Source organism: Lacrimispora sp., assembly GCF_047605665.1.
Taxonomy (GTDB): Bacteria; Bacillota; Clostridia; order Lachnospirales; family Lachnospiraceae; genus Lacrimispora.
This window is the reverse complement of record NZ_JASGFH010000031.1, coordinates 1-18,005: the sequence shown is the minus strand read 5'-3', so window position 1 is coordinate 18,005 and position 18,005 is coordinate 1. Positions and strand designations below refer to the sequence as shown.

The 18,005-nt window shown below is 47.5% G+C and carries 17 protein-coding genes; 14 read left to right on the top strand and 3 right to left on the bottom strand.

Annotated elements, in window-relative coordinates:
• Nucleotides 1-146: 146 nt before the first annotated feature.
• From QM657_RS18910 to QM657_RS18895, 4 genes are all read left to right on the top strand, one after another.
• On the top strand, nucleotides 147-1,928 hold the full coding sequence (locus QM657_RS18910; protein WP_415068257.1) for a methyl-accepting chemotaxis protein: 1,782 nt from the start codon (nucleotides 147-149) through the stop codon (nucleotides 1,926-1,928).
• 210 nt (nucleotides 1,929-2,138) lie between these two features.
• Nucleotides 2,139-3,554: an ATP-dependent Clp protease ATP-binding subunit ClpX gene (clpX, locus tag QM657_RS18905; RefSeq protein ID WP_415068269.1), complete on the top strand. Its 1,416-nt coding sequence runs from the start codon at nucleotides 2,139-2,141 to the stop codon at nucleotides 3,552-3,554.
• Nucleotides 3,555-3,616: 62 nt separating this feature from the next.
• Entirely contained in the window at nucleotides 3,617-4,084 is a 468-nt protein-coding gene (locus QM657_RS18900; protein ID WP_415068256.1) for a signal peptidase II, read from the top strand.
• A 45-nt stretch (nucleotides 4,085-4,129) separates the two neighbouring features.
• Nucleotides 4,130-4,702: a nitroreductase family protein gene (locus QM657_RS18895; protein WP_415068255.1), complete on the top strand. Its 573-nt coding sequence runs from the start codon at nucleotides 4,130-4,132 to the stop codon at nucleotides 4,700-4,702.
• 44 nt (nucleotides 4,703-4,746) lie between these two features.
• On the opposite strand, the gene QM657_RS18890 is transcribed toward QM657_RS18895, so the two are convergent.
• Complete coding sequence (locus QM657_RS18890; protein ID WP_415068254.1) at nucleotides 4,747-5,106, bottom strand: TIGR04086 family membrane protein; 360 nt, start codon at nucleotides 5,104-5,106, stop codon at nucleotides 4,747-4,749.
• A gap of 179 nt (nucleotides 5,107-5,285) precedes the next feature.
• Here QM657_RS18890 and scfA point away from each other — a divergent pair, with 179 nt between their 5' ends.
• From scfA to yajC, 4 genes are all read left to right on the top strand, one after another.
• The gene (scfA, locus tag QM657_RS18885) at nucleotides 5,286-5,432 is read left to right on the top strand and encodes a six-cysteine ranthipeptide SCIFF (RefSeq protein WP_002601553.1); all 147 of its coding nucleotides are present in this window, start codon (nucleotides 5,286-5,288) and stop codon (nucleotides 5,430-5,432) included.
• A gap of 102 nt (nucleotides 5,433-5,534) precedes the next feature.
• On the top strand, nucleotides 5,535-6,929 hold the full coding sequence (gene scfB / locus QM657_RS18880; protein ID WP_415068253.1) for a thioether cross-link-forming SCIFF peptide maturase: 1,395 nt from the start codon (nucleotides 5,535-5,537) through the stop codon (nucleotides 6,927-6,929).
• A gap of 18 nt (nucleotides 6,930-6,947) precedes the next feature.
• The gene (gene tgt, locus QM657_RS18875) at nucleotides 6,948-8,087 is read left to right on the top strand and encodes a tRNA guanosine(34) transglycosylase Tgt (RefSeq protein ID WP_415068252.1); all 1,140 of its coding nucleotides are present in this window, start codon (nucleotides 6,948-6,950) and stop codon (nucleotides 8,085-8,087) included.
• 58 nt (nucleotides 8,088-8,145) lie between these two features.
• Nucleotides 8,146-8,418 (top strand): preprotein translocase subunit YajC, encoded by a 273-nt coding sequence (gene yajC / locus QM657_RS18870; protein WP_415068268.1) that lies wholly within the window; start codon nucleotides 8,146-8,148, stop codon nucleotides 8,416-8,418.
• Between the two features lie 45 nt (nucleotides 8,419-8,463).
• Here the strand turns inward: yajC and trxB are convergent, their stop codons facing one another.
• The gene (gene trxB / locus QM657_RS18865; protein ID WP_415068251.1) at nucleotides 8,464-9,381 is read right to left on the bottom strand and encodes a thioredoxin-disulfide reductase; all 918 of its coding nucleotides are present in this window, start codon (nucleotides 9,379-9,381) and stop codon (nucleotides 8,464-8,466) included.
• 148 nt (nucleotides 9,382-9,529) lie between these two features.
• Here trxB and ymfI point away from each other — a divergent pair, with 148 nt between their 5' ends.
• Nucleotides 9,530-10,261, top strand: coding sequence for an elongation factor P 5-aminopentanone reductase (ymfI, locus tag QM657_RS18860; protein WP_415068250.1), 732 nt, complete (start codon nucleotides 9,530-9,532; stop codon nucleotides 10,259-10,261).
• Between the two features lie 182 nt (nucleotides 10,262-10,443).
• On the opposite strand, the gene hpf is transcribed toward ymfI, so the two are convergent.
• Complete coding sequence (gene hpf, locus QM657_RS18855) at nucleotides 10,444-10,971, bottom strand: ribosome hibernation-promoting factor, HPF/YfiA family (RefSeq protein ID WP_415068249.1); 528 nt, start codon at nucleotides 10,969-10,971, stop codon at nucleotides 10,444-10,446.
• 612 nt (nucleotides 10,972-11,583) lie between these two features.
• Here hpf and secA point away from each other — a divergent pair.
• From secA to QM657_RS18830, 5 genes are all read left to right on the top strand, one after another.
• Nucleotides 11,584-14,154 (top strand): preprotein translocase subunit SecA, encoded by a 2,571-nt coding sequence (gene secA / locus QM657_RS18850; RefSeq protein WP_415068248.1) that lies wholly within the window; start codon nucleotides 11,584-11,586, stop codon nucleotides 14,152-14,154.
• Nucleotides 14,155-14,204: 50 nt separating this feature from the next.
• A protein-coding gene (prfB, locus tag QM657_RS18845) for a peptide chain release factor 2 (protein WP_415068247.1) occupies nucleotides 14,205-15,339 on the top strand; the annotation gives its coding sequence in 2 pieces (ribosomal slippage) (nucleotides 14,205-14,279 and nucleotides 14,281-15,339; 1,134 coding nt in all).
• 115 nt (nucleotides 15,340-15,454) lie between these two features.
• Nucleotides 15,455-15,898, top strand: coding sequence for an ACT domain-containing protein (locus QM657_RS18840; protein WP_415068246.1), 444 nt, complete (start codon nucleotides 15,455-15,457; stop codon nucleotides 15,896-15,898).
• Between the two features lie 53 nt (nucleotides 15,899-15,951).
• A complete protein-coding gene (locus QM657_RS18835; RefSeq protein WP_415068245.1) occupies nucleotides 15,952-17,175 on the top strand; it encodes a homoserine dehydrogenase in 1,224 nt (407 codons plus the stop codon).
• Nucleotides 17,176-17,217: 42 nt separating this feature from the next.
• A partial coding sequence (locus tag QM657_RS18830) for an aspartate kinase (protein WP_415068244.1) occupies nucleotides 17,218-18,005 on the top strand: 788 nt, incomplete at its 3' end.

Here is an 18,005-nt window from a genome sequence, read left to right as displayed (position 1 = left end):
CTTGACTTTGGATAAATTATGTAGTAGTTTATTTATAGTATTAGTTATTATTATTGATTTTGTAAAAGGGTCAAAAATCTGGTATCTCCGGCGTATCATGGCGAGGGAGCCATAAAGAAATCATACTTATGAAGGAGATTTATAAAATGAAGAACATGAAGATAAAATCAAAGCTGATTGTAAGTTTTTCTATCGTAGTCCTGCTGTCCGTTATCGTCGGCCTTGTCGGCATTTTTGGAATGCTGCGGATAAACAAGGCGGACACCAGACTTTATAAGGAAAGCCTTATCGGGACCGAAGCAATGGGTGATATGAACAACGCCGTAACTTCCCTGCGTATGCACCTGCGGTCCATGGCGATCTACGGTCCTGGCGATCCTCATTATGCCGCCAGTGAACAGGCAATAAAGGATATCACCGGCAAATTCGGAACGTATGAGGACAATTATCAGGCTACTATATCCGACCAGGAAGATCAGAAGATATTCGACCAGATCAAGTCCCTGTACAACGATACTGTGCTGGGCCATGTGATTCCGGAGGTCAGCGCTGCCAGTGCAAAGAACGACATGGAGGGCGCTAAGGCCGCACTGGACGCATCCGGCAGTCATCTGGAGCAGTTGAGCAATCTCATCATGGACAGAGTGGAATATAACAGTCAGTCTGCAAAACAAATAGCGGCCAGCAACACCAGGTTAAGCTACACCATGGTAATTGCCGCGGTCATCATACTTCTCCTTTCGGCGGCCATCGCCCTGACCCTTGGCCTGTACATAGCCAACCTCGTCAGCAAGCCCGCCGTATTCATGAAAGATGTGCTTTCCCGCATCGGCACCCAGGGAGACCTGGAGTTTTCTGACGACGAGTACAGGCAGACAGAAGAATACGCCCAGATCAAAGATGAGATCGGTGAATCTGTGGAGATGCTTCTCACAATGGTACGCCGCCTCGTAACAGTGGGCGTGGCTCTGGGTACGGTTGCGGGCGGCGATCTGACCTCTGAGATGCCGCTGCTGTCCGAACGTGACACAATGGGGCTTTCGATTAACAAAATGGTCAGCAACCTCAACTCCATGTTTGGGGAAATAAAAACCGCTTCCGAGCAGGTGTCATCCGGGTCAGAGCAGGTATCCCAAAGCGCCCAGGAATTGGCAACAGGCTCCAGTGAACAGGCCGCCGACGTCCAGGAACTCACTGCCTCCGTCACCGAAGTGAGACTGCAGGTGGACGAAAATGCGAAACGTTCTGAAATGGCTCTGGAAAATTGCAATACGGCTGTGTCCTTAGTGGACATCAGCATGGACTCCATGCGGCAAATGACAGAAGCAATGCAATCCATTGGCGAGAGCTCAAGAGATATTACCCGCGTCATCAAGGTGATCGATGACATCGCATTCCAAACCAATATCCTGGCGCTGAACGCGGCTGTGGAGGCGGCGCGGGCCGGTCATCAGGGAAAGGGCTTTGCGGTGGTGGCCAATGAAGTGCGAAGCCTTGCTTCCAAGAGTGCGGAGGCTGCAAAAGAGACTGCCGGACTCATTGCGGGCAGCACACAGCGTGTGAACGAAGGCAGCCGGATTATGGAAAAAGCCAATGAAAGCCTGCAGGCCGTGAGCGTGACCACAAAGGAAAATGCGGATATTATCAGGGAGATGTCAAAATCCCTGGAGAATCAGTTGTCCTCTATTGTTGAGATCAACCGGGGAATGGATCAGATTTCCTCAGTGGTACAGGCAAATTCCGCCACCGCCGAACAGTCCGCCTCTGCTTCTGAGGAGATGTCGGCACAGGCAATTCTGATGAACGGCATTGTAGAGCAGTTCAAACTGAAACAATCCGATTATAGCGCAGTCTACACTTTCGAACAGAGCAGCCCGGCTCCTGTTGTTTCCTATGCAGGCCTTTCCGTGGCCGGAAGCAAGTATTAATCAAAGACAGTCCTTAGCCTGCCGGATTTTCGGCAGGCTTTTTAAAAATTATGTTAACCTTGTACTGGAAGTGAAGTGTGACGCAGTACTGATTAAAAAAGTCTAAAGTGCCTGGCAATACTTGTACAAGACTCTTAAATGATTTATAATAGTCTGGTACACAGTCGATTATGATACACAAAAGGAGAGTACAGCTTGGACGATAAATATATGCCGGAGGAAAAGGAAGAGAGCAAAGCAGCTTCCGTTTCAGACGGTGATAAAAAGAAAAAAGATGAGGAAGAATACGAAAAAATCTGCTACGTCTGCCGGAGGCCGGAACATGTGGCAGGTCCCATGGTTTCCATGCCGGTTGGCATGAACTTATGCCATGACTGCATGCAGAAGGCTTTTGATTCCGTAAGCCAGGGCGGATTCGATTTATCAAAGATTCAGAACATGCCTTACATGAATTTAAACTTAAGCGACTTAGGGAATTTAAACCCTCAGGATATAGAGATACCAAACAGACAGAAGATCAAAAAGAGAGCAGGCAAGGAACCAAAGCCTGAGCTGGACCAGAAGGATATACCTGCCCCTCACATCATCAAGCAGAAGCTGGACGATTACATCATCGGCCAGGAACAGGCAAAAAAGGTGATTTCCGTGGCAGTTTATAATCACTATAAAAGGGTTTACCTTTCAGCCGCCGCAAAGGAAGCAGAAGGAGAAGTGCAGATTGAAAAATCCAACATCCTGATGATCGGCCCCACAGGCAGCGGAAAGACTTATCTGGTAAAGACCCTGGCGAAGCTTTTGGACGTGCCGCTGGCCATCGCCGATGCTACCTCCTTAACAGAGGCAGGCTACATAGGCGATGACATCGAAAGCGTCATATCCAAACTTTTGTCCGCAGCAGGCAACGATGTGGAAAAGGCGGAGCGGGGCATTGTATTCATCGATGAAATCGATAAGATTGCCAAGAAAAAGAGCACCAGCAGCAGGGATGTGAGCGGAGAATCGGTTCAGCAGGAGCTTTTAAAGCTTTTAGAGGGCAGCACAGTGGAGGTGCCCGTAGGTTCCAACCAGAAAAATGCCTTAACTCCCATGACCTCTGTCAGCACGGAAAACATCCTGTTCATCTGCGGCGGCGCCTTCCCTGATATGGAAGACATCATAAAGGAGAGGCTGAAGGAGAAATCCTCCATGGGCTTTTCCGCAGAGCTAAAGGATGAGCATGAGAAGGATTCCAATATCCTGACAAAGGTGACCAACGAAGACTTGAGAAAGTTCGGCATGATTCCTGAGTTTCTAGGCCGCCTTCCCATAACCGTCACCTTAGAGTCTTTGGGCAGGGATTTGATGATCCGTGTCTTAAAAGAACCGAAAAATGCCATTTTAAAACAGTACAAAAAGCTTTTGGAGATGGATGAGGTCAATCTGGTATTTGAAGATGAAGCCCTGGAGTGGATTGCAGAAGAGGCCCTTAAGAAAAAGACGGGAGCCAGAGCTTTGCGGGCCATTATCGAAAGCTTTATGCTGGACATCATGTATGAGATTCCAAAGGATGCCAATATCGGTTCCGTGGTCATAACCAGGGCTTATCTCGATAAAAACGGCGGTCCCTTTATCCAGATGAGGGGTTAATTGCCGGTATTAAGGGGATAATAAAAACCAATGGTTTCATAAAGACAGAAGGAGGGTATTTCATGATCTATATGGGTATTACCGCATTGCTGGCAGCTCTTGATCTTTTGATAAAGAATGCGATTGAGGAACAGGATGAAGCTTCCTTTCCCAAAGAACTGGAGGGAAGCGGAGGAAAGATTCTCCTTCATAAGAACCACAATTCCGGCTTTCCCTTTGGATTTTTAAAGGAAAACCAGCCTCTGGTGCAGATGGTTCCTCTTGCAGTTGCCTCCTTCGGAGCCGGGATTTTGGCGGGCCTTCTCCAGCGCAAGGGAAGGCACGCAGAAAAGCTGGCATTGTCCATAGCCCTGGGCGGTGCTGTCAGCAATTTGTACGACAGGCTGGTCCGTCATTACGTGGTGGATTACTTCAGCATACAGTACGGAAAGCTGAAAAAGGTTATATTTAACCTGGGAGATATCTTCATTTTTCTGGGAGCTGCCATTTTGCTGGCAGTGGAAGTGGTCCGGGCTTTTAAAGACCGCTAAAGTAAAGACGGTATTAAAAATTTAATAGATCAGGAGGAATTATTTATGAGTATTATAAACGCATTAGAAAAGAGAAGAAGCTATTATAACATCAATAAAGAACTTCCCGTTTCCATCGAGGAAGTGACAGAGAGAATTGAAACACTGACAGAGCTGGTGCCTGATGCATTTAACATGAAAAGCTCCCGCCTTGTGGTGGCTCTGGGAGAAAAACAGGATTTGTTATGGGATTCCATTTATGAGGTTTTCGGCGGTCAGGTTCCCAGGGAAAAAATTGACAGCTTTAAAGCAGGAGCAGGAACGGTGCTTTATTTCTACGATCAGGCAGTTGTAAAAGGCCTTCAGGACCAGTTCCCCCTCTATGCAGGCAACTTCCCAGGCTGGGCCCTTCAGGCCAATGCCATGCTGCAGATCAGCATCTGGAGCGGACTGCGGGAATTGGGAATCGGCGCTTCCCTGCAGCATTACAATCCGGTGATCGACCAGAAAATCCGGGAACTGTTTGACGTTCCGGAAAGCTATCAGCTCATCGCCCAGATGCCCTTTGGAGGCATTGTGGAAGAGCCGGGTCCAAAGGAGAAAGAGGACATTTCCAAACGGGTCCGTATTGTAAAATAAATAAAAAGCAAGCGTACAATGAACATCAGTACGCTTGCTTTTTTTTAACTGAGCATTCCCCCCGCCGTTCCGCTGGCAGCGCAGATCGCCATGGTGGTCAATATCTGGTTCATGGAACCGGTAAGCCCTTTGTTCAGGAAATAGGAAACACCTAAGAGCACTACGAAGTAAGTGACTCCCAGCAAAAGTCCCCAGAAAAACCGCCTTTGCCGTATGCTTTTTCCCATTAAGATGCCGCCTAAGAGGCAGGTGATCACATAAACCGCATTGACGCCCAGACGGATCTGACCTTCCTTCAAACGGAATCTATAAAGTGCGAAGGCCAGGACCACCAGCAGAATTCCGGTCAGTATGTAGGTGATGAGCAGGTTTCTGAGTGTGACCTGAAGCTTTGATTTTTCCATCCGATTACTCCTTATGTCTTGTCTTATGGTTCAGTATATTCTAAGGCATGGGAGGATATTCTAATATGTTAGTTTCTCAAAAATTCAGCCCCTCCTCATGAGAGGGGGAAATATCTTGCGCTGACCGAAAACATATGATATAATCTCAAAGAATCAGGACATACAGGAGGTGTAAGTACATGAAACACGTGAAAACATTAAATTCCAGTACATTAAAAGAATCTATGAAAAAAGGCGGCTGCGGCGAGTGCCAGACTTCCTGCCAGTCAGCCTGCAAAACATCCTGTACAGTAGGAAACCAGAGCTGCGAAAACAGCAACCGTTAATATTTACAAACTGTATAGAACAACTGAAAGCAGGTAAGCAGATGCCCCTACGGTCCTATGACGGTAGGGGTTATTCGCTTGCAATGGAAAAGGAGAATATAAGTGATTCATCAATATATCAATAATGGCTTCCACATTGTTATGGATGTCAACAGCGGCTCCGTTCACTCCGTAGATGAGCTCATGTATGAGGCTGTAGAGATCGCCTCTGCCATGGTTGAGGATATGGAGAAACCGGAAGCTCTAAAAAAAGAAGTGGAGGAAGCAGTCCTTGAACGCCTTTCCCCAAAGTACGGGGAATCAGAGGTGAGGGAAGCCTTAGAGGAAATCCAGTACTTGATCCAGGCAGGTGAGCTGTTTACGAAAGACACCTACCACGATTACATTGTTGATTTCAAAAAGCGGCAGACCGTGGTAAAGGCTCTCTGCCTTCATATCGCTCACGATTGTAACTTAGCATGCCGCTACTGCTTTGCAGAAGAGGGAGAGTACCATGGCAGACGGGCTCTCATGTCCTTTGAAGTGGGCAAAAAGGCCCTGGATTTTCTCATCGCCAATTCCGGCAGCAGAAAAAACCTGGAAGTGGACTTCTTTGGCGGCGAGCCTCTCATGAACTGGGAAGTAGTAAAGCAGCTTGTTGCATACGGACGCTCCAAAGAGGCAGAATATAATAAGAACTTCCGTTTCACCATGACCACCAACGGCGTGCTTCTCAATGACGAGATCATGGAGTTTTGTAACAGGGAAATGAGCAATGTGGTCTTAAGCCTTGACGGCAGAAAAGAAGTCAATGACAAGATGCGCCCCTTCCGCAACGGAAAAGGCAGCTATGACCTGATCGTTCCCAAGTTCCAGAAATTCGCTGAATTGCGGGAAGGCAAAGACCACTACATCAGAGGAACCTTTACCCGCAACAACATAGATTTTGCAAAAGACGTTCTGGAGTTTGCGGACCTGGGATTTTCCAGCATGTCCATAGAGCCTGTTGTAGCCCAGCCTGAAGAGGAATACGCCATCAGGGAAGAAGACCTTCCGCGCATCATGGAGGAGTACGACAATCTGGCAGTGGAGTACATCAAACGTCACAAAGAAGGAAAAGGCTTTAATTTCTTCCATTTTAATATCGACTTAACCCAGGGACCCTGCGTGGCAAAGCGTTTGTCAGGCTGCGGTTCAGGAACGGAATACCTGGCAGTGACTCCGTGGGGAGACTTATATCCCTGCCACCAGTTCGTAGGGGAAGAAGAATTCCTCATGGGAAATGTGGATACAGGTGTGGTGAGGACAGACCTGCGTGATGAATTCAAGCTCTGCAACGTCTATGCAAAAGATAAGTGCCGTGACTGCTTCGCAAGATTTTACTGCAGCGGCGGATGTGCGGCCAACTCCTACAACTTCCATGGAAAGCTGACAGATGCTTATGACATTGGATGTGAGATGCAGAAGAAACGGATTGAATGTTCCATTATGATCAAAGCCGCTCTGGCTGAAGATTAATATAGAAGGGAATTGTAAATGAAATATAAAATCATTGCAAAGGATGGACGTGCAAAGCGGGCGGAGGTAACCACGGTCCACGGCACCATACAGACTCCGGTATTTATGAACGTGGGAACAGTGGCAGCCATCAAAGGGGCGGTTTCCACCGACGATCTGCGCCAGATCAAAACCCAGGTAGAGCTTTCCAACACGTATCACCTCCATGTGCGCACCGGGGATAAGCTGATCCGGGAATTCGGCGGCCTTCATGAGTTCATGAACTGGGACCGTCCCATTCTCACGGACTCAGGCGGTTTTCAGGTCTTTTCCCTGACCGGACTGAGAAAGATCAAGGAAGAGGGCGTTTACTTCCAGTCCCATATAGACGGACACAAGATTTTCATGGGGCCTGAGGAGAGCATGCAGATTCAGTCCAACTTAGCTTCCACCATAGCCATGGCATTTGACGAATGTCCCCCCCATCCCGCCACCAGGGAATACATGCAAAACAGCGTGGACCGCACCACCAGATGGCTGGAGCGGTGCAGGATAGAGATGGCAAGGCTCAACTGCCTGCCTGATACGCTAAACCGGGAACAGCTTTTATTCGGCATCAATCAGGGCGGAACCTTTGAAGACATCCGAATCGCCCATGCAAAGACCATATCAGCCATGGATTTGGACGGATATGCCCTGGGCGGACTGGCCGTAGGGGAGAGCCATGAGGAAATGTACCGGATTTTGGACGAAACCGTTCCATACCTGCCGGAGGCAAAGCCCACCTATCTGATGGGAGTGGGAACCCCTGCCAATATTTTGGAGGCAGTAGACCGGGGCGTGGATTTCTTTGACTGCGTCTATCCTTCCAGAAATGGCCGCCACGGTCACGTATATACCAATCATGGAAAAATGAATTTATTCAATACAAAATATGAACTGGACCACAAGCCGATTGAAGAGGGCTGTCAGTGCCCGGCCTGCCGTTCCTACAGCAGAGCCTATATCAGGCACCTTTTAAAGGCAAAAGAAATGCTCGGCATGAGATTATGTGTCTTGCATAATCTGTATTTTTATAATACAATGATGGAAGAGATTCGCGAGGCTATTGAGAACCACCGGTATGGAGAGTATAAAGAACAAAAACTCGCAGGCATGGCGGCAGGCACCAGGCCATAAAGGGCGGATTGATTATTAAGGAGGACATGTTATGTTATCAGCAGCAGGAAGCGGCAGTATGGGCATAGGTTTCTGGGTAATTTATATCGTAGTGATCTTTGGCTTCATGTATTTCATCGCAATCAGACCGCAGAAAAAGGAAAAGAAAAAACAGCAGGAGATGTTCGCAAGCATCGCTATCGGCGACAGTATTTTGACTTCCAGCGGTTTTTACGGTGTGATCATCGACATGACAGATGACACGGTTATTGTTGAATTCGGTAATAATAAGAACTGCAGAATTCCCATGCAGAAAGCTGCCATTGTTCAGGTAGAAAAGCCGGGAGTTTAAAAAAAACAGGGGCGGGATTCTTTTGAATCCCGCCCTTTCTTTGGCTTATTGATGGGTCAGATACCTTTCCACGCTGGTAATGGCATTTGCCCCGTCGGATACTGCTGTTGAAATCTGTCTAAGCTGCTTGGTGCGCACGTCACCGGCTGCAAAGATTCCCGGAATGTTGGTTTCACAATCCTCGCCAGCCTTGATGTATCCGTGGTCCATTTCCACCAGGTTGTCGAATGCCTTGCTCTGGGGATTGATTCCCACTGCGATGAACACGCCGTCTACGGCTAATTTCTGTGTCTCTTCTGTCTTTGAATTCTTTAGTGTCAGAGATTCCACCTGGTCGCCGCCTTCGATCCCTTCTACGACAGTGTCCCAGATAATTTCCACATTTTCCTGGTTAAAGAGCTGGGTCTGCAAGGTCTTTGCACCCCTTAACTGGTTTCTCCTATGAATTAAGTACACCTTCTTGCACATTCTGGCTAAGAAAATCGCATCCTCAATGGCAACATCTCCGCCGCCTACCACGGCAGCTACCTTGTTGCGGAAAAATGCGCCGTCGCAGGTAGCACAGTAGGAAACTCCCATGCCTGCCAGCTCTTCTTCTCCTATGACGCTCAGCTTCCGGTGATGGGCGCCGGTAGCGATAATAACTGATTTTGTGGGGTATACCTTTTCTTCTCCCACCACGGTAAAGCCTTTTTCAGAGGTTTCAATCCGCAGCACCTCGTCTGTGACAAATTCTGCTCCCAGCTTCTCTGCATGTTCCCTGAACTTCATTCCCAGATCGTATCCGTTGATTCCCGGAAGGCCGGGATAATTGTCCACTTCATAGGTGTTGAGCACCTGACCGCCGCTGGCCAGCTCTTTTTCAATGACTACCATATTGAGCTCAGCTCTTTTTCCGTAAACAGCAGCAGTAAGCCCGGCCGGACCGGAGCCGATAATCACAACATCATACATTTCATTCATCGTCGTCTACCTTCTCTCTTCTATATTGATATTGGGTCTTCTATCCTCATTATATCTCATCACCCTGCAACTATGCAAGGTTCCGTTGCAATCTTCCCCCTGATTTGATAAAATAAAGGTATCAATTATTGACGGAAAGGGTGATTTTATGGCTAAAAAAACAGTACTTATAACCGGCGCTTCCAGGGGAATCGGAAAAGCTATTGCTGTTAAGTTCGCAAAGAAGGGATATAACGTGGCCATCAACTGTCTGCACAGCGAGGACCGCCTTCTTCAGACGAAAAAGGAGCTGGAATCGTATCAGATATCCTGTCTGGCCCATATGGGTGATATGGGCGACATGAGCCAGTGCCAGGCACTCTTTGAGCAGGTACGAAAGCAGTTCGGCACACTGGATGTCCTGGTCAACAATGCGGGGATATCCTACATCGGTCTTTTACAGGATATGAACGGGGAAGCCTGGGACCGGATTATCCGCACCAACTTAACCTCTGTATTCAACTGCTGCAAGCTCGCCATTCCCGCAATGGTGGAAAGGCAGCAAGGGAAGATCGTCAACATTTCCTCTGTATGGGGAGTGTCCGGCGCCTCCTGCGAGGTGGCTTATTCTGCTACCAAGGGCGGGGTCAATGCCTTTACAAAGGCCCTGGCAAAGGAACTGGCTCCCAGCAACATCCAGGTCAATGCCGTTGCCTGCGGTGCCATTGACACGGAGATGAACCAGTTTTTGGAGGAGGACGATTTGATTTCCCTGGTGGAAGGCATTCCTGCCGGACGGCTGGGAACGGCTGAGGAAGTCGCTGATCTGGTTTATCACTTGGGCTATAAAAACTCCTACTTAACGGGGCAGGTCATCGGCCTTGACGGAGGCTGGATTTAGTCCTCCTACTCCATCATATGAAAAAGTCTCCATGCGGGATACAGCTTTAAAGCCAGGTCTCAGGCGGAGAAAAAACAGCGCGGCTGCGGGTTTGATTTTCTTCAAATATCACTGATTTTAAGAAGGCGTTCACTCACTGTAACATGAATGAACGCCTTTTTTTACTTATCTGTTATGAAATTTTAAAATTCCGGTTCAATCAGTCCGTAGGAGCCGCCTTTTCTCTTGTAAACTACATTGACCTCTTCTGTCTCTGCATTTAAGAATACATAGAAGCTGTGTCCTAAAAGCTCCATCTGAACGCAGGCTTCTTCAGTGTCCATCGGCTTTACCGCAAATTTCTTTGTCTTGACGATCTCCACATGATCGTCTGCCTGGGAATCCTCTTCCATAAATGCTGCGGAGAAGGAAGGGGTATTCTGCTTTTTGTCGATCAGTTTATTCTTATATTTTTTCAACTGACGTTCCAGAATCTCTTCTACGAGATCGATGGAAACGTACATGTCTGTGCTGGATTCCTCTGCCCTGATTATATGTCCTTTCACTGGAATAGTCACTTCGATTTTCTGCATATCTTTCTGCACGCTGAGTCTTACGATTGCTTCAGTGGCGGGGGCAAAGAAACGGTCCAGCTTTCCAAGCTTGTCCTCGATTGCTTCACGAAGCCCTGATGTAACCTCAATATTTCTTCCTGTAATTGTAAAATGCATAAGTCTTCAGCTCCTTTTTCTTGAGATGGGTATAGTATACCACATTTTTAAGATTTGTTCAATCGTATTGGGAAAATTATAAGATAATTAATGGAAATTTTTTTATAAAATCCCTCGACTTATAATTTGACAAATTATTGAAAAACTATATGTATGCCTCGGAAAATGTCAAGGGAAAAAGGGGATTTTTCGTCGAAAAAGATAATTTTATGACAAGTACACAAAAATTGAAAGGTTTTCCAGGAAAAGGGGAAAACGGAGTATATGTGGAGAAAAACTGTGGATAATGTGGATAACTTGGTGTATAACTGTTTTTTTACAGAATTATGAGGGATGGGCATGGGGATAAAAATGGGGGAAACATGCACAATGGGATGTGGATAATGTGGAAAGGTGAAATATCGAACAGATTTTTTGTGCAATATGTCGGGTTAACCATAATTTTCCACTATTTGCCGAAGTTTGCCGGAGAAAAAGGAAGTATCTTACAAAAAAGGATTGGATTATTGCAAGAATGTTAATTTTTTATGAATTCATTGAATTAAAGAAAGGTTAGTGCTACAATATACAGGATTATATCGTGATTCAGTAAGAAGAGTAGGAGAAAGAAACATGAACCTGGTTCAAAAAATATTTGGAACTCATAGTGAAAGAGAATTAAAATTGATCAATCCCATTGCGGATAAGATAGAAGGTCTTCGCCCGTCCATGGCTGCCTTAACGGATGAAGAACTGAAAAACAACACAAAGCTTTTCAAGGAAAGACTGGCAGCAGGTGAAACCCTTGACGACATTCTGCCTGAGGCATTTGCCACCGTAAGAGAAGCCGCAAAAAGAGTTCTTAATATGGAACATTTCCGTGTGCAGTTAATCGGCGGCATGGTTCTCCATCAGGGCCGTATTGCGGAAATGAAGACAGGTGAAGGTAAGACTTTAGTGTCCACCTGCCCTGCTTATTTAAACGCGCTGTCAGGAAAAGGCGTTCAGATCGTTACGGTCAACGACTATCTGGCAAAGCGAGATGCGGAGTGGATGGGAAAGGTTCATGAGTTTCTGGGCCTGACCGTAGGCGTTGTCTTAAACTCCATGAATTCCGATGAAAGACGTGCCGCATACAACTGTGATATCACCTACGTGACCAACAATGAGCTGGGATTCGATTACTTAAGAGATAACATGGCTATCTACAAAGAGCAGATGGTTCTGCGTAATCTGGATTTCTGTATCATTGATGAGGTGGACTCCGTATTGATCGACGAGGCAAGAACACCTCTTATCATTTCCGGACAGAGCGGCAAATCCACTAAATTATATGAAGTCTGCGACATTCTGGCCCGTCAGTTAGAGCGCGGCCAGGCTTCCGGCGAATTTTCCAAGATGGCTGCCATCATGGGAGAGGAAATCACAGAAACCGGGGATTTCGTAGTCGATGAAAAAGATAAAGTAGTGAATTTAACAGAACAGGGCGTGGAAAAGGTAGAGAAGTTCTTCCAGATCGAAAACCTGTCTGATCCCAAGAACCTGGAGATTCAGCACAACATCATTCTGGCCCTTCGTGCAAATTACCTCATGTTCCGCGACAAGGATTATGTGGTAAAGGATGACGAAGTCCTGATCGTAGATGAGTTTACGGGACGTATCATGCCCGGCAGACGGTATTCCGACGGCCTTCATCAGGCTATCGAGGCCAAGGAGCATGTAAATGTCCGCAGGGAGAGCAAGACCCTTGCTACCATCACCTTCCAGAACTTCTTTAATAAATACGTCAAAAAATCCGGTATGACCGGTACCGCTCTGACAGAGGAAAAGGAATTCCGTAACACCTACGGAATGGACGCAGTTGCGATTCCAACCAACCGCCCCATTGCCCGTATTGATCAGGAAGATGCTGTTTATAAAACGAAAAAAGAAAAATTCAAGGCAGTGTGCGATGAGGTGGAAGAGGCTTACCAGAAGGGACAGCCGGTTCTGGTGGGTACGATTACCATTGAAACTTCTGAGATGTTAAGCGGCATGTTAAAGCGCCGGGGCATTCCCCATAAAGTGCTCAATGCCAAATACCATGAGCTGGAGGCTGAGATCGTAGCCGACGCAGGTATCCACAAAGCGGTCACCATTGCCACCAACATGGCAGGCCGTGGTACGGATATCAAGCTGGATGAGGAATCAAAGGCAGCAGGCGGCTTAAAGATCATCGGTACGGAGCGCCATGAGTCCCGCCGTATTGACAACCAGCTCCGCGGACGTTCCGGACGTCAGGGAGATCAGGGTGAATCCAGATTCTACATTTCCCTGGAAGACGATTTAATGCGTCTGTTCGGTTCCGAGCGCCTTGTAGGCATGTTCAATGCCCTTGGAGTGCCGGAAGGAGAGCAGATCGAACACAAGATGCTGTCCAATGCCATTGAAAAGGCCCAGATGAAGATCGAGACCAACAACTACGGCATCCGTGAAAACCTTCTCAAATACGACGAGGTCATGAACGAGCAGCGTGAAGTGATTTATGCTGAGAGAAGAAAAGTATTAGACGGCGACAACATGCGTGACTTCGTCTTAAAGATGGTGACAGACATCGTGGAAAATGCCGTTGACTTAACCATCAGCGAAGAGCAGTCACCGGAAGAGTGGGATTTAAATGAACTGAACACCCTTCTTCTTCCCATCGTGCCCTTAAAGCCCATCACTCTGACCGAAGATAAGAAGATCAAGAGAAACGAATTAAAGCATTTGCTCAAGGAAGAAGCCATCAAGCTTTACGAATCCAAGGAAGCAGAATTCCCTGAGGGAGAGCAGATTCGAGAGATCGAGCGCGTCATTCTCTTAAAGGTGATTGATAATAAATGGATGTCCCATATCGACGATATGGAACAGCTCCGCCAGGGCATCGGCCTTCAGGCTTATGGACAGAGAGATCCGCTGGTGGAATACAAGATGAGCGGATACCAGATGTTTGATGAGATGACTGCCGCCATCCGTGAGGATACCGTGAGGATTCTGTTCCACATCAAGGTAGAGCAGAAGGTGGAGAGAGAACCGGCTGCCAAGGTGACCGGAACCAACAAAGATGACAGCGGAGTGAGAGAGCCTGTTAAGAAGACAGAAGACAAGGTTTATCCAAACGATCCCTGTCCATGCGGCTCCGGCAAGAAATACAAACAGTGCTGCGGACGCAAACCGGCATAGACCGGCCGAAAGCTTTATAATCACATCATAAAACGAAAGTGGGTGACACAGTGGTAGAGTTAGATCAGTATAAATACGAATTATCAACGTTTCAAAAACCATTAGTGGAAGTGAGGGATTCACTTTGACTTAGATAATAAGTTAAAGAGAATCGATGAGCTGGACAAATCCATGGAAGAACCCGATTTCTGGGGGGACCCGGAGAAGTCTGCAAAGATCGTCCAGCTTGCCAAGAATTTAAAAGATACCGTTCAGGGCTATAAGGATTTGGAGCAGCAGTACGAAGACATCAGCGTCATGATTGAGATGGGAAATGAAGAAAATGACCCGTCTCTGGTGCCTGAAGTAGAAGAAATGCTCAGTGAATTCAAGGAAAAGCTGGAGGAAATGCGCATCAACACCCTGCTGTCAGGCGAATATGACGATCACAACGCCATATTAAGGCTGAATGCAGGCGCAGGAGGAACAGAGTCCTGCGACTGGTGCAGCATCCTCTACCGCATGTTCTGCCGCTGGGCAGAAAAGAAAGGCTTCTCCATCGAAGTCCTGGACTATTTAGACGGCGATGAAGCCGGCATCAAGTCCGTTACCATTCAGGTCAACGGGCCTAATGCCTATGGCTATTTAAAGTCGGAAAAAGGAGTTCACCGCCTGGTGCGGATATCTCCTTTTAATGCGGCAGGCAAACGCCAGACCTCCTTTGTGTCCTGCGATGTGATGCCGGATATTGAAGAGGACCTTGATGTGGAGGTCAATGACGAGGATCTGCGGATCGATACGTACCGTTCCAGCGGAGCCGGCGGACAGCACATCAACAAGACCTCCTCTGCCATCCGAATTACCCATCTGCCCACCGGAATTGTGGTGCAGTGTCAGAATGAACGCTCCCAGTTCCAGAACAAGGACAAGGCCATGCAGATGTTGAAAGCCAAGCTGTACATGTTAAAGCAGCAGGAAAATGCAGAAAAGCTGTCCGGTATCCGGGGCGATGTGACAGATATCGGATGGGGAAACCAGATCCGTTCTTACGTTATGCAGCCTTACACCATGGTCAAGGACCACAGAACAGGTGCAGAAACCGGCAACATAAACAGCGTTTTAGACGGCGCTTTAGACCAGTTCATGTACGCATATCTGCGCTGGATCAACACCGGTGCAAAGATGGGAGACACGGAACTGGAATAAGGATTTAAGAAAATAAATGTAAAAATAGTTGCATACATGGCATAAATATGATAATATCTTCCCTATGTAAACAGATGTATTTCTGTTACGGACACAGAAGGGAAGATATTTTTTTATGGAAGAAAAAAGTAAATATTTTGTGGTAAAGCAGAAAGCTGTACCTGAAGTATTGCTGAAGGTAGTGGAAGCGAAAAAACTGCTGGAATCAGAGCGGGTCATCACGGTTCAGGAAGCGACTGACCGGGTTGGCATCAGCCGCAGTTCTTTTTATAAGTATAAGGATGATATCTTTCCCTTTTATGACAATGCCAAGGGAAAGACCATTACCCTTGTGATGCAGATGGATGACGAACCTGGACTTTTGTCAGACCTGCTTCATGTGGTGGCGGTATACCGGGCCAATATCCTTACCATACATCAGAGTATTCCGGTCAACGGAGTAGCCACCTTGACCCTTAGCGTGGAGGTGCTTGAAACCACCGGGAATGTTTCCAAGATGGTGGAGGATATGGAAGAAAAGGATGGGGTTCACTACGTGAAAATTTTAGCCAGAGAATAAGGCAGGGACATCTTGGGGAATGGCAGAAAAGGCTGGCGGAAAAGAGGAGAATTATGATAAAAGTTGCTGTTATGGGCTACGGCACCGTTGGTTCGGGCGTGGTCGAAGTTTTGGAACAAAATAAGGAGCTCATCGCAAAGAAAACAGGCCATGAGATTTTCGTAAAATATATTCTGGACTTAAGGGAATTTCCAGGCACACCCATTGAACATAAGATCGTTCACGACTTCTCTGTCATTGAAAAAGACCCGGAGATAGCCATGGTGGTGGAAACCATGGGCGGCCTTAACCCGGCTTATCCCTTTGTAAAGGCCAGCTTAGAGGCAGGCAAGCACGTCGCCACCTCCAATAAGGCTCTGGTAGCAGCTCACGGGACAGAACTTTTAAGAATTGCCAGGGAACATGAAGTTAACTTCTTTTTTGAAGCCAGCGTAGGCGGCGGTATCCCCATCATCAGACCTCTCTACACCTCCCTTGCAGGTGAGGAGATCGAGGAGATCACAGGAATTTTAAACGGAACCACGAATTATATACTGACAAAGATGGATAAAACAGGTGAGACCTTTGAAGCGGCTCTCAGAGAGGCCCAGGACTTGGGTTATGCGGAGCGCAATCCGGAGGCTGACGTGGAAGGACATGACACCTGCAGAAAAATTTCTATTTTAACGGCCCTGGCCGCGGGACATGAGGTCAATTATGAGCATATTTATACAGAAGGGATTACAAAGATCACGGATGTGGACTTTGAATATGCCCAGGCAATGGGAACCTCTGTCAAGCTCCTTGGCTCCAGCCGGATGAAGAACGGAAAAGTCCACGCATTTACGGCTCCAGTCATGATCGGAAAGGACCACCCCCTTTATGCCATCAGCGATGCCTACAACGGCATTCTGGTAAAGGGAAATATGCTGGGCGTTTCCATGTTCTACGGAAGCGGAGCCGGAAAGCTTCCCACAGCCAGCGCCGTGGCTGCGGATATGATAGAGGCTCTTAAGAACCCCGGACATCATGTGGAGATGGGCTGGGATGACCAGACTCTTGCAGTTTCAGATATAGGCGGCCTTTCCTTCCGCTATTTTGTAAGGCTGAAAGGGCTTGCAGACCAGCGCAGGAAGGAAGTGGAAGAGGTATTGGGCAAGGTGGAAGTGATTGAACTGGACCACAAGGATGAATTTGCAGTTCTCACAGAAACCATGACGGAAGATGAGTACAGAGAAAAAGCGAAGGGGCTGTCGGGAATCAGACAGCGTATCCGCGCAGAACTGGCATCTGTATAACAGATTGATAAGCATGCATCATAGCGGAATGGAGAGACATCGATGTTAGTAGTAAAGAAGTTTGGCGGAAGCTCCGTCGCAGACAAGGAAAGAATTTTCAATGCAGCAAAGCGCTGTATTGAAGACTATAAAAATGGAAATCAGGTGGTTGTGGTGCTGTCCGCCATGGGAAAGACCACGGACGGCCTGATCGCCAAGGCTCATGAGATAAATCCTAATCCCCCTAAGAGGGAAATGGATATGCTTTTATCCACCGGAGAACAGGTCAGCGTATCCCTCATGGCTATGGCAATGAGCGCTCTGGGTGTTCCGGCCGTTTCACTGAATGCGGCCCAGGTGGCTATGCACACCACCTCTGCCTATGGCTCAGCCAAGTTAAAGAGGATTGATACGGAACGTATCCGGCATGAGCTGGAGGCTAAAAAAATTGTCATTATTACCGGTTTTCAGGGCGTTAATAAATACGATGATTTAACCACCCTTGGCCGGGGCGGCTCCGACACAACAGCAGTAGCTCTTGCGGCGGCCCTTCATGCAGATGCCTGTGAGATTTACACCGATGTGGACGGCGTGTATACGGCAGACCCCCACATCGTTCCCAATGCCAGAAAGCTTCAGGAGGTTTCTTATGAGGAAATGCTGGAGTTCGCGTCTTTGGGAGCCAAGGTGCTTCACAACAGGTCCGTGGAAATGGCAAAGCGCTATGGAGTACAGTTAGTAGTCCGGTCAAGTCTGACCAGAGCAGAAGGTACGATCGTCAAGGAGGAAACAAAATTGGAAAGAATGCTGGTTAGCGGTGTGGCCGCAGATAAGAACGTAGCCCGTATTTC

Coding starts and splice junctions, on each gene's coding strand:
- QM657_RS18910 (WP_415068257.1), top strand. CDS start 147: ATGAAGAACATGAAGATAAAATCAAAGCTGATTGTAAGTTTTTCTATC.
- clpX (WP_415068269.1), top strand. CDS start 2,139: ATGCCGGAGGAAAAGGAAGAGAGCAAAGCAGCTTCCGTTTCAGACGGT.
- QM657_RS18900 (WP_415068256.1), top strand. CDS start 3,617: ATGATCTATATGGGTATTACCGCATTGCTGGCAGCTCTTGATCTTTTG.
- QM657_RS18895 (WP_415068255.1), top strand. CDS start 4,130: ATGAGTATTATAAACGCATTAGAAAAGAGAAGAAGCTATTATAACATC.
- QM657_RS18890 (WP_415068254.1), bottom strand. CDS start 5,106: ATGGAAAAATCAAAGCTTCAGGTCACACTCAGAAACCTGCTCATCACC.
- scfA (WP_002601553.1), top strand. CDS start 5,286: ATGAAACACGTGAAAACATTAAATTCCAGTACATTAAAAGAATCTATG.
- tgt (WP_415068252.1), top strand. CDS start 6,948: ATGAAATATAAAATCATTGCAAAGGATGGACGTGCAAAGCGGGCGGAG.
- yajC (WP_415068268.1), top strand. CDS start 8,146: ATGGGCATAGGTTTCTGGGTAATTTATATCGTAGTGATCTTTGGCTTC.
- trxB (WP_415068251.1), bottom strand. CDS start 9,381: ATGAATGAAATGTATGATGTTGTGATTATCGGCTCCGGTCCGGCCGGG.
- ymfI (WP_415068250.1), top strand. CDS start 9,530: ATGGCTAAAAAAACAGTACTTATAACCGGCGCTTCCAGGGGAATCGGA.
- hpf (WP_415068249.1), bottom strand. CDS start 10,971: ATGCATTTTACAATTACAGGAAGAAATATTGAGGTTACATCAGGGCTT.
- secA (WP_415068248.1), top strand. CDS start 11,584: ATGAACCTGGTTCAAAAAATATTTGGAACTCATAGTGAAAGAGAATTA.
- QM657_RS18840 (WP_415068246.1), top strand. CDS start 15,455: ATGGAAGAAAAAAGTAAATATTTTGTGGTAAAGCAGAAAGCTGTACCT.
- QM657_RS18835 (WP_415068245.1), top strand. CDS start 15,952: ATGATAAAAGTTGCTGTTATGGGCTACGGCACCGTTGGTTCGGGCGTG.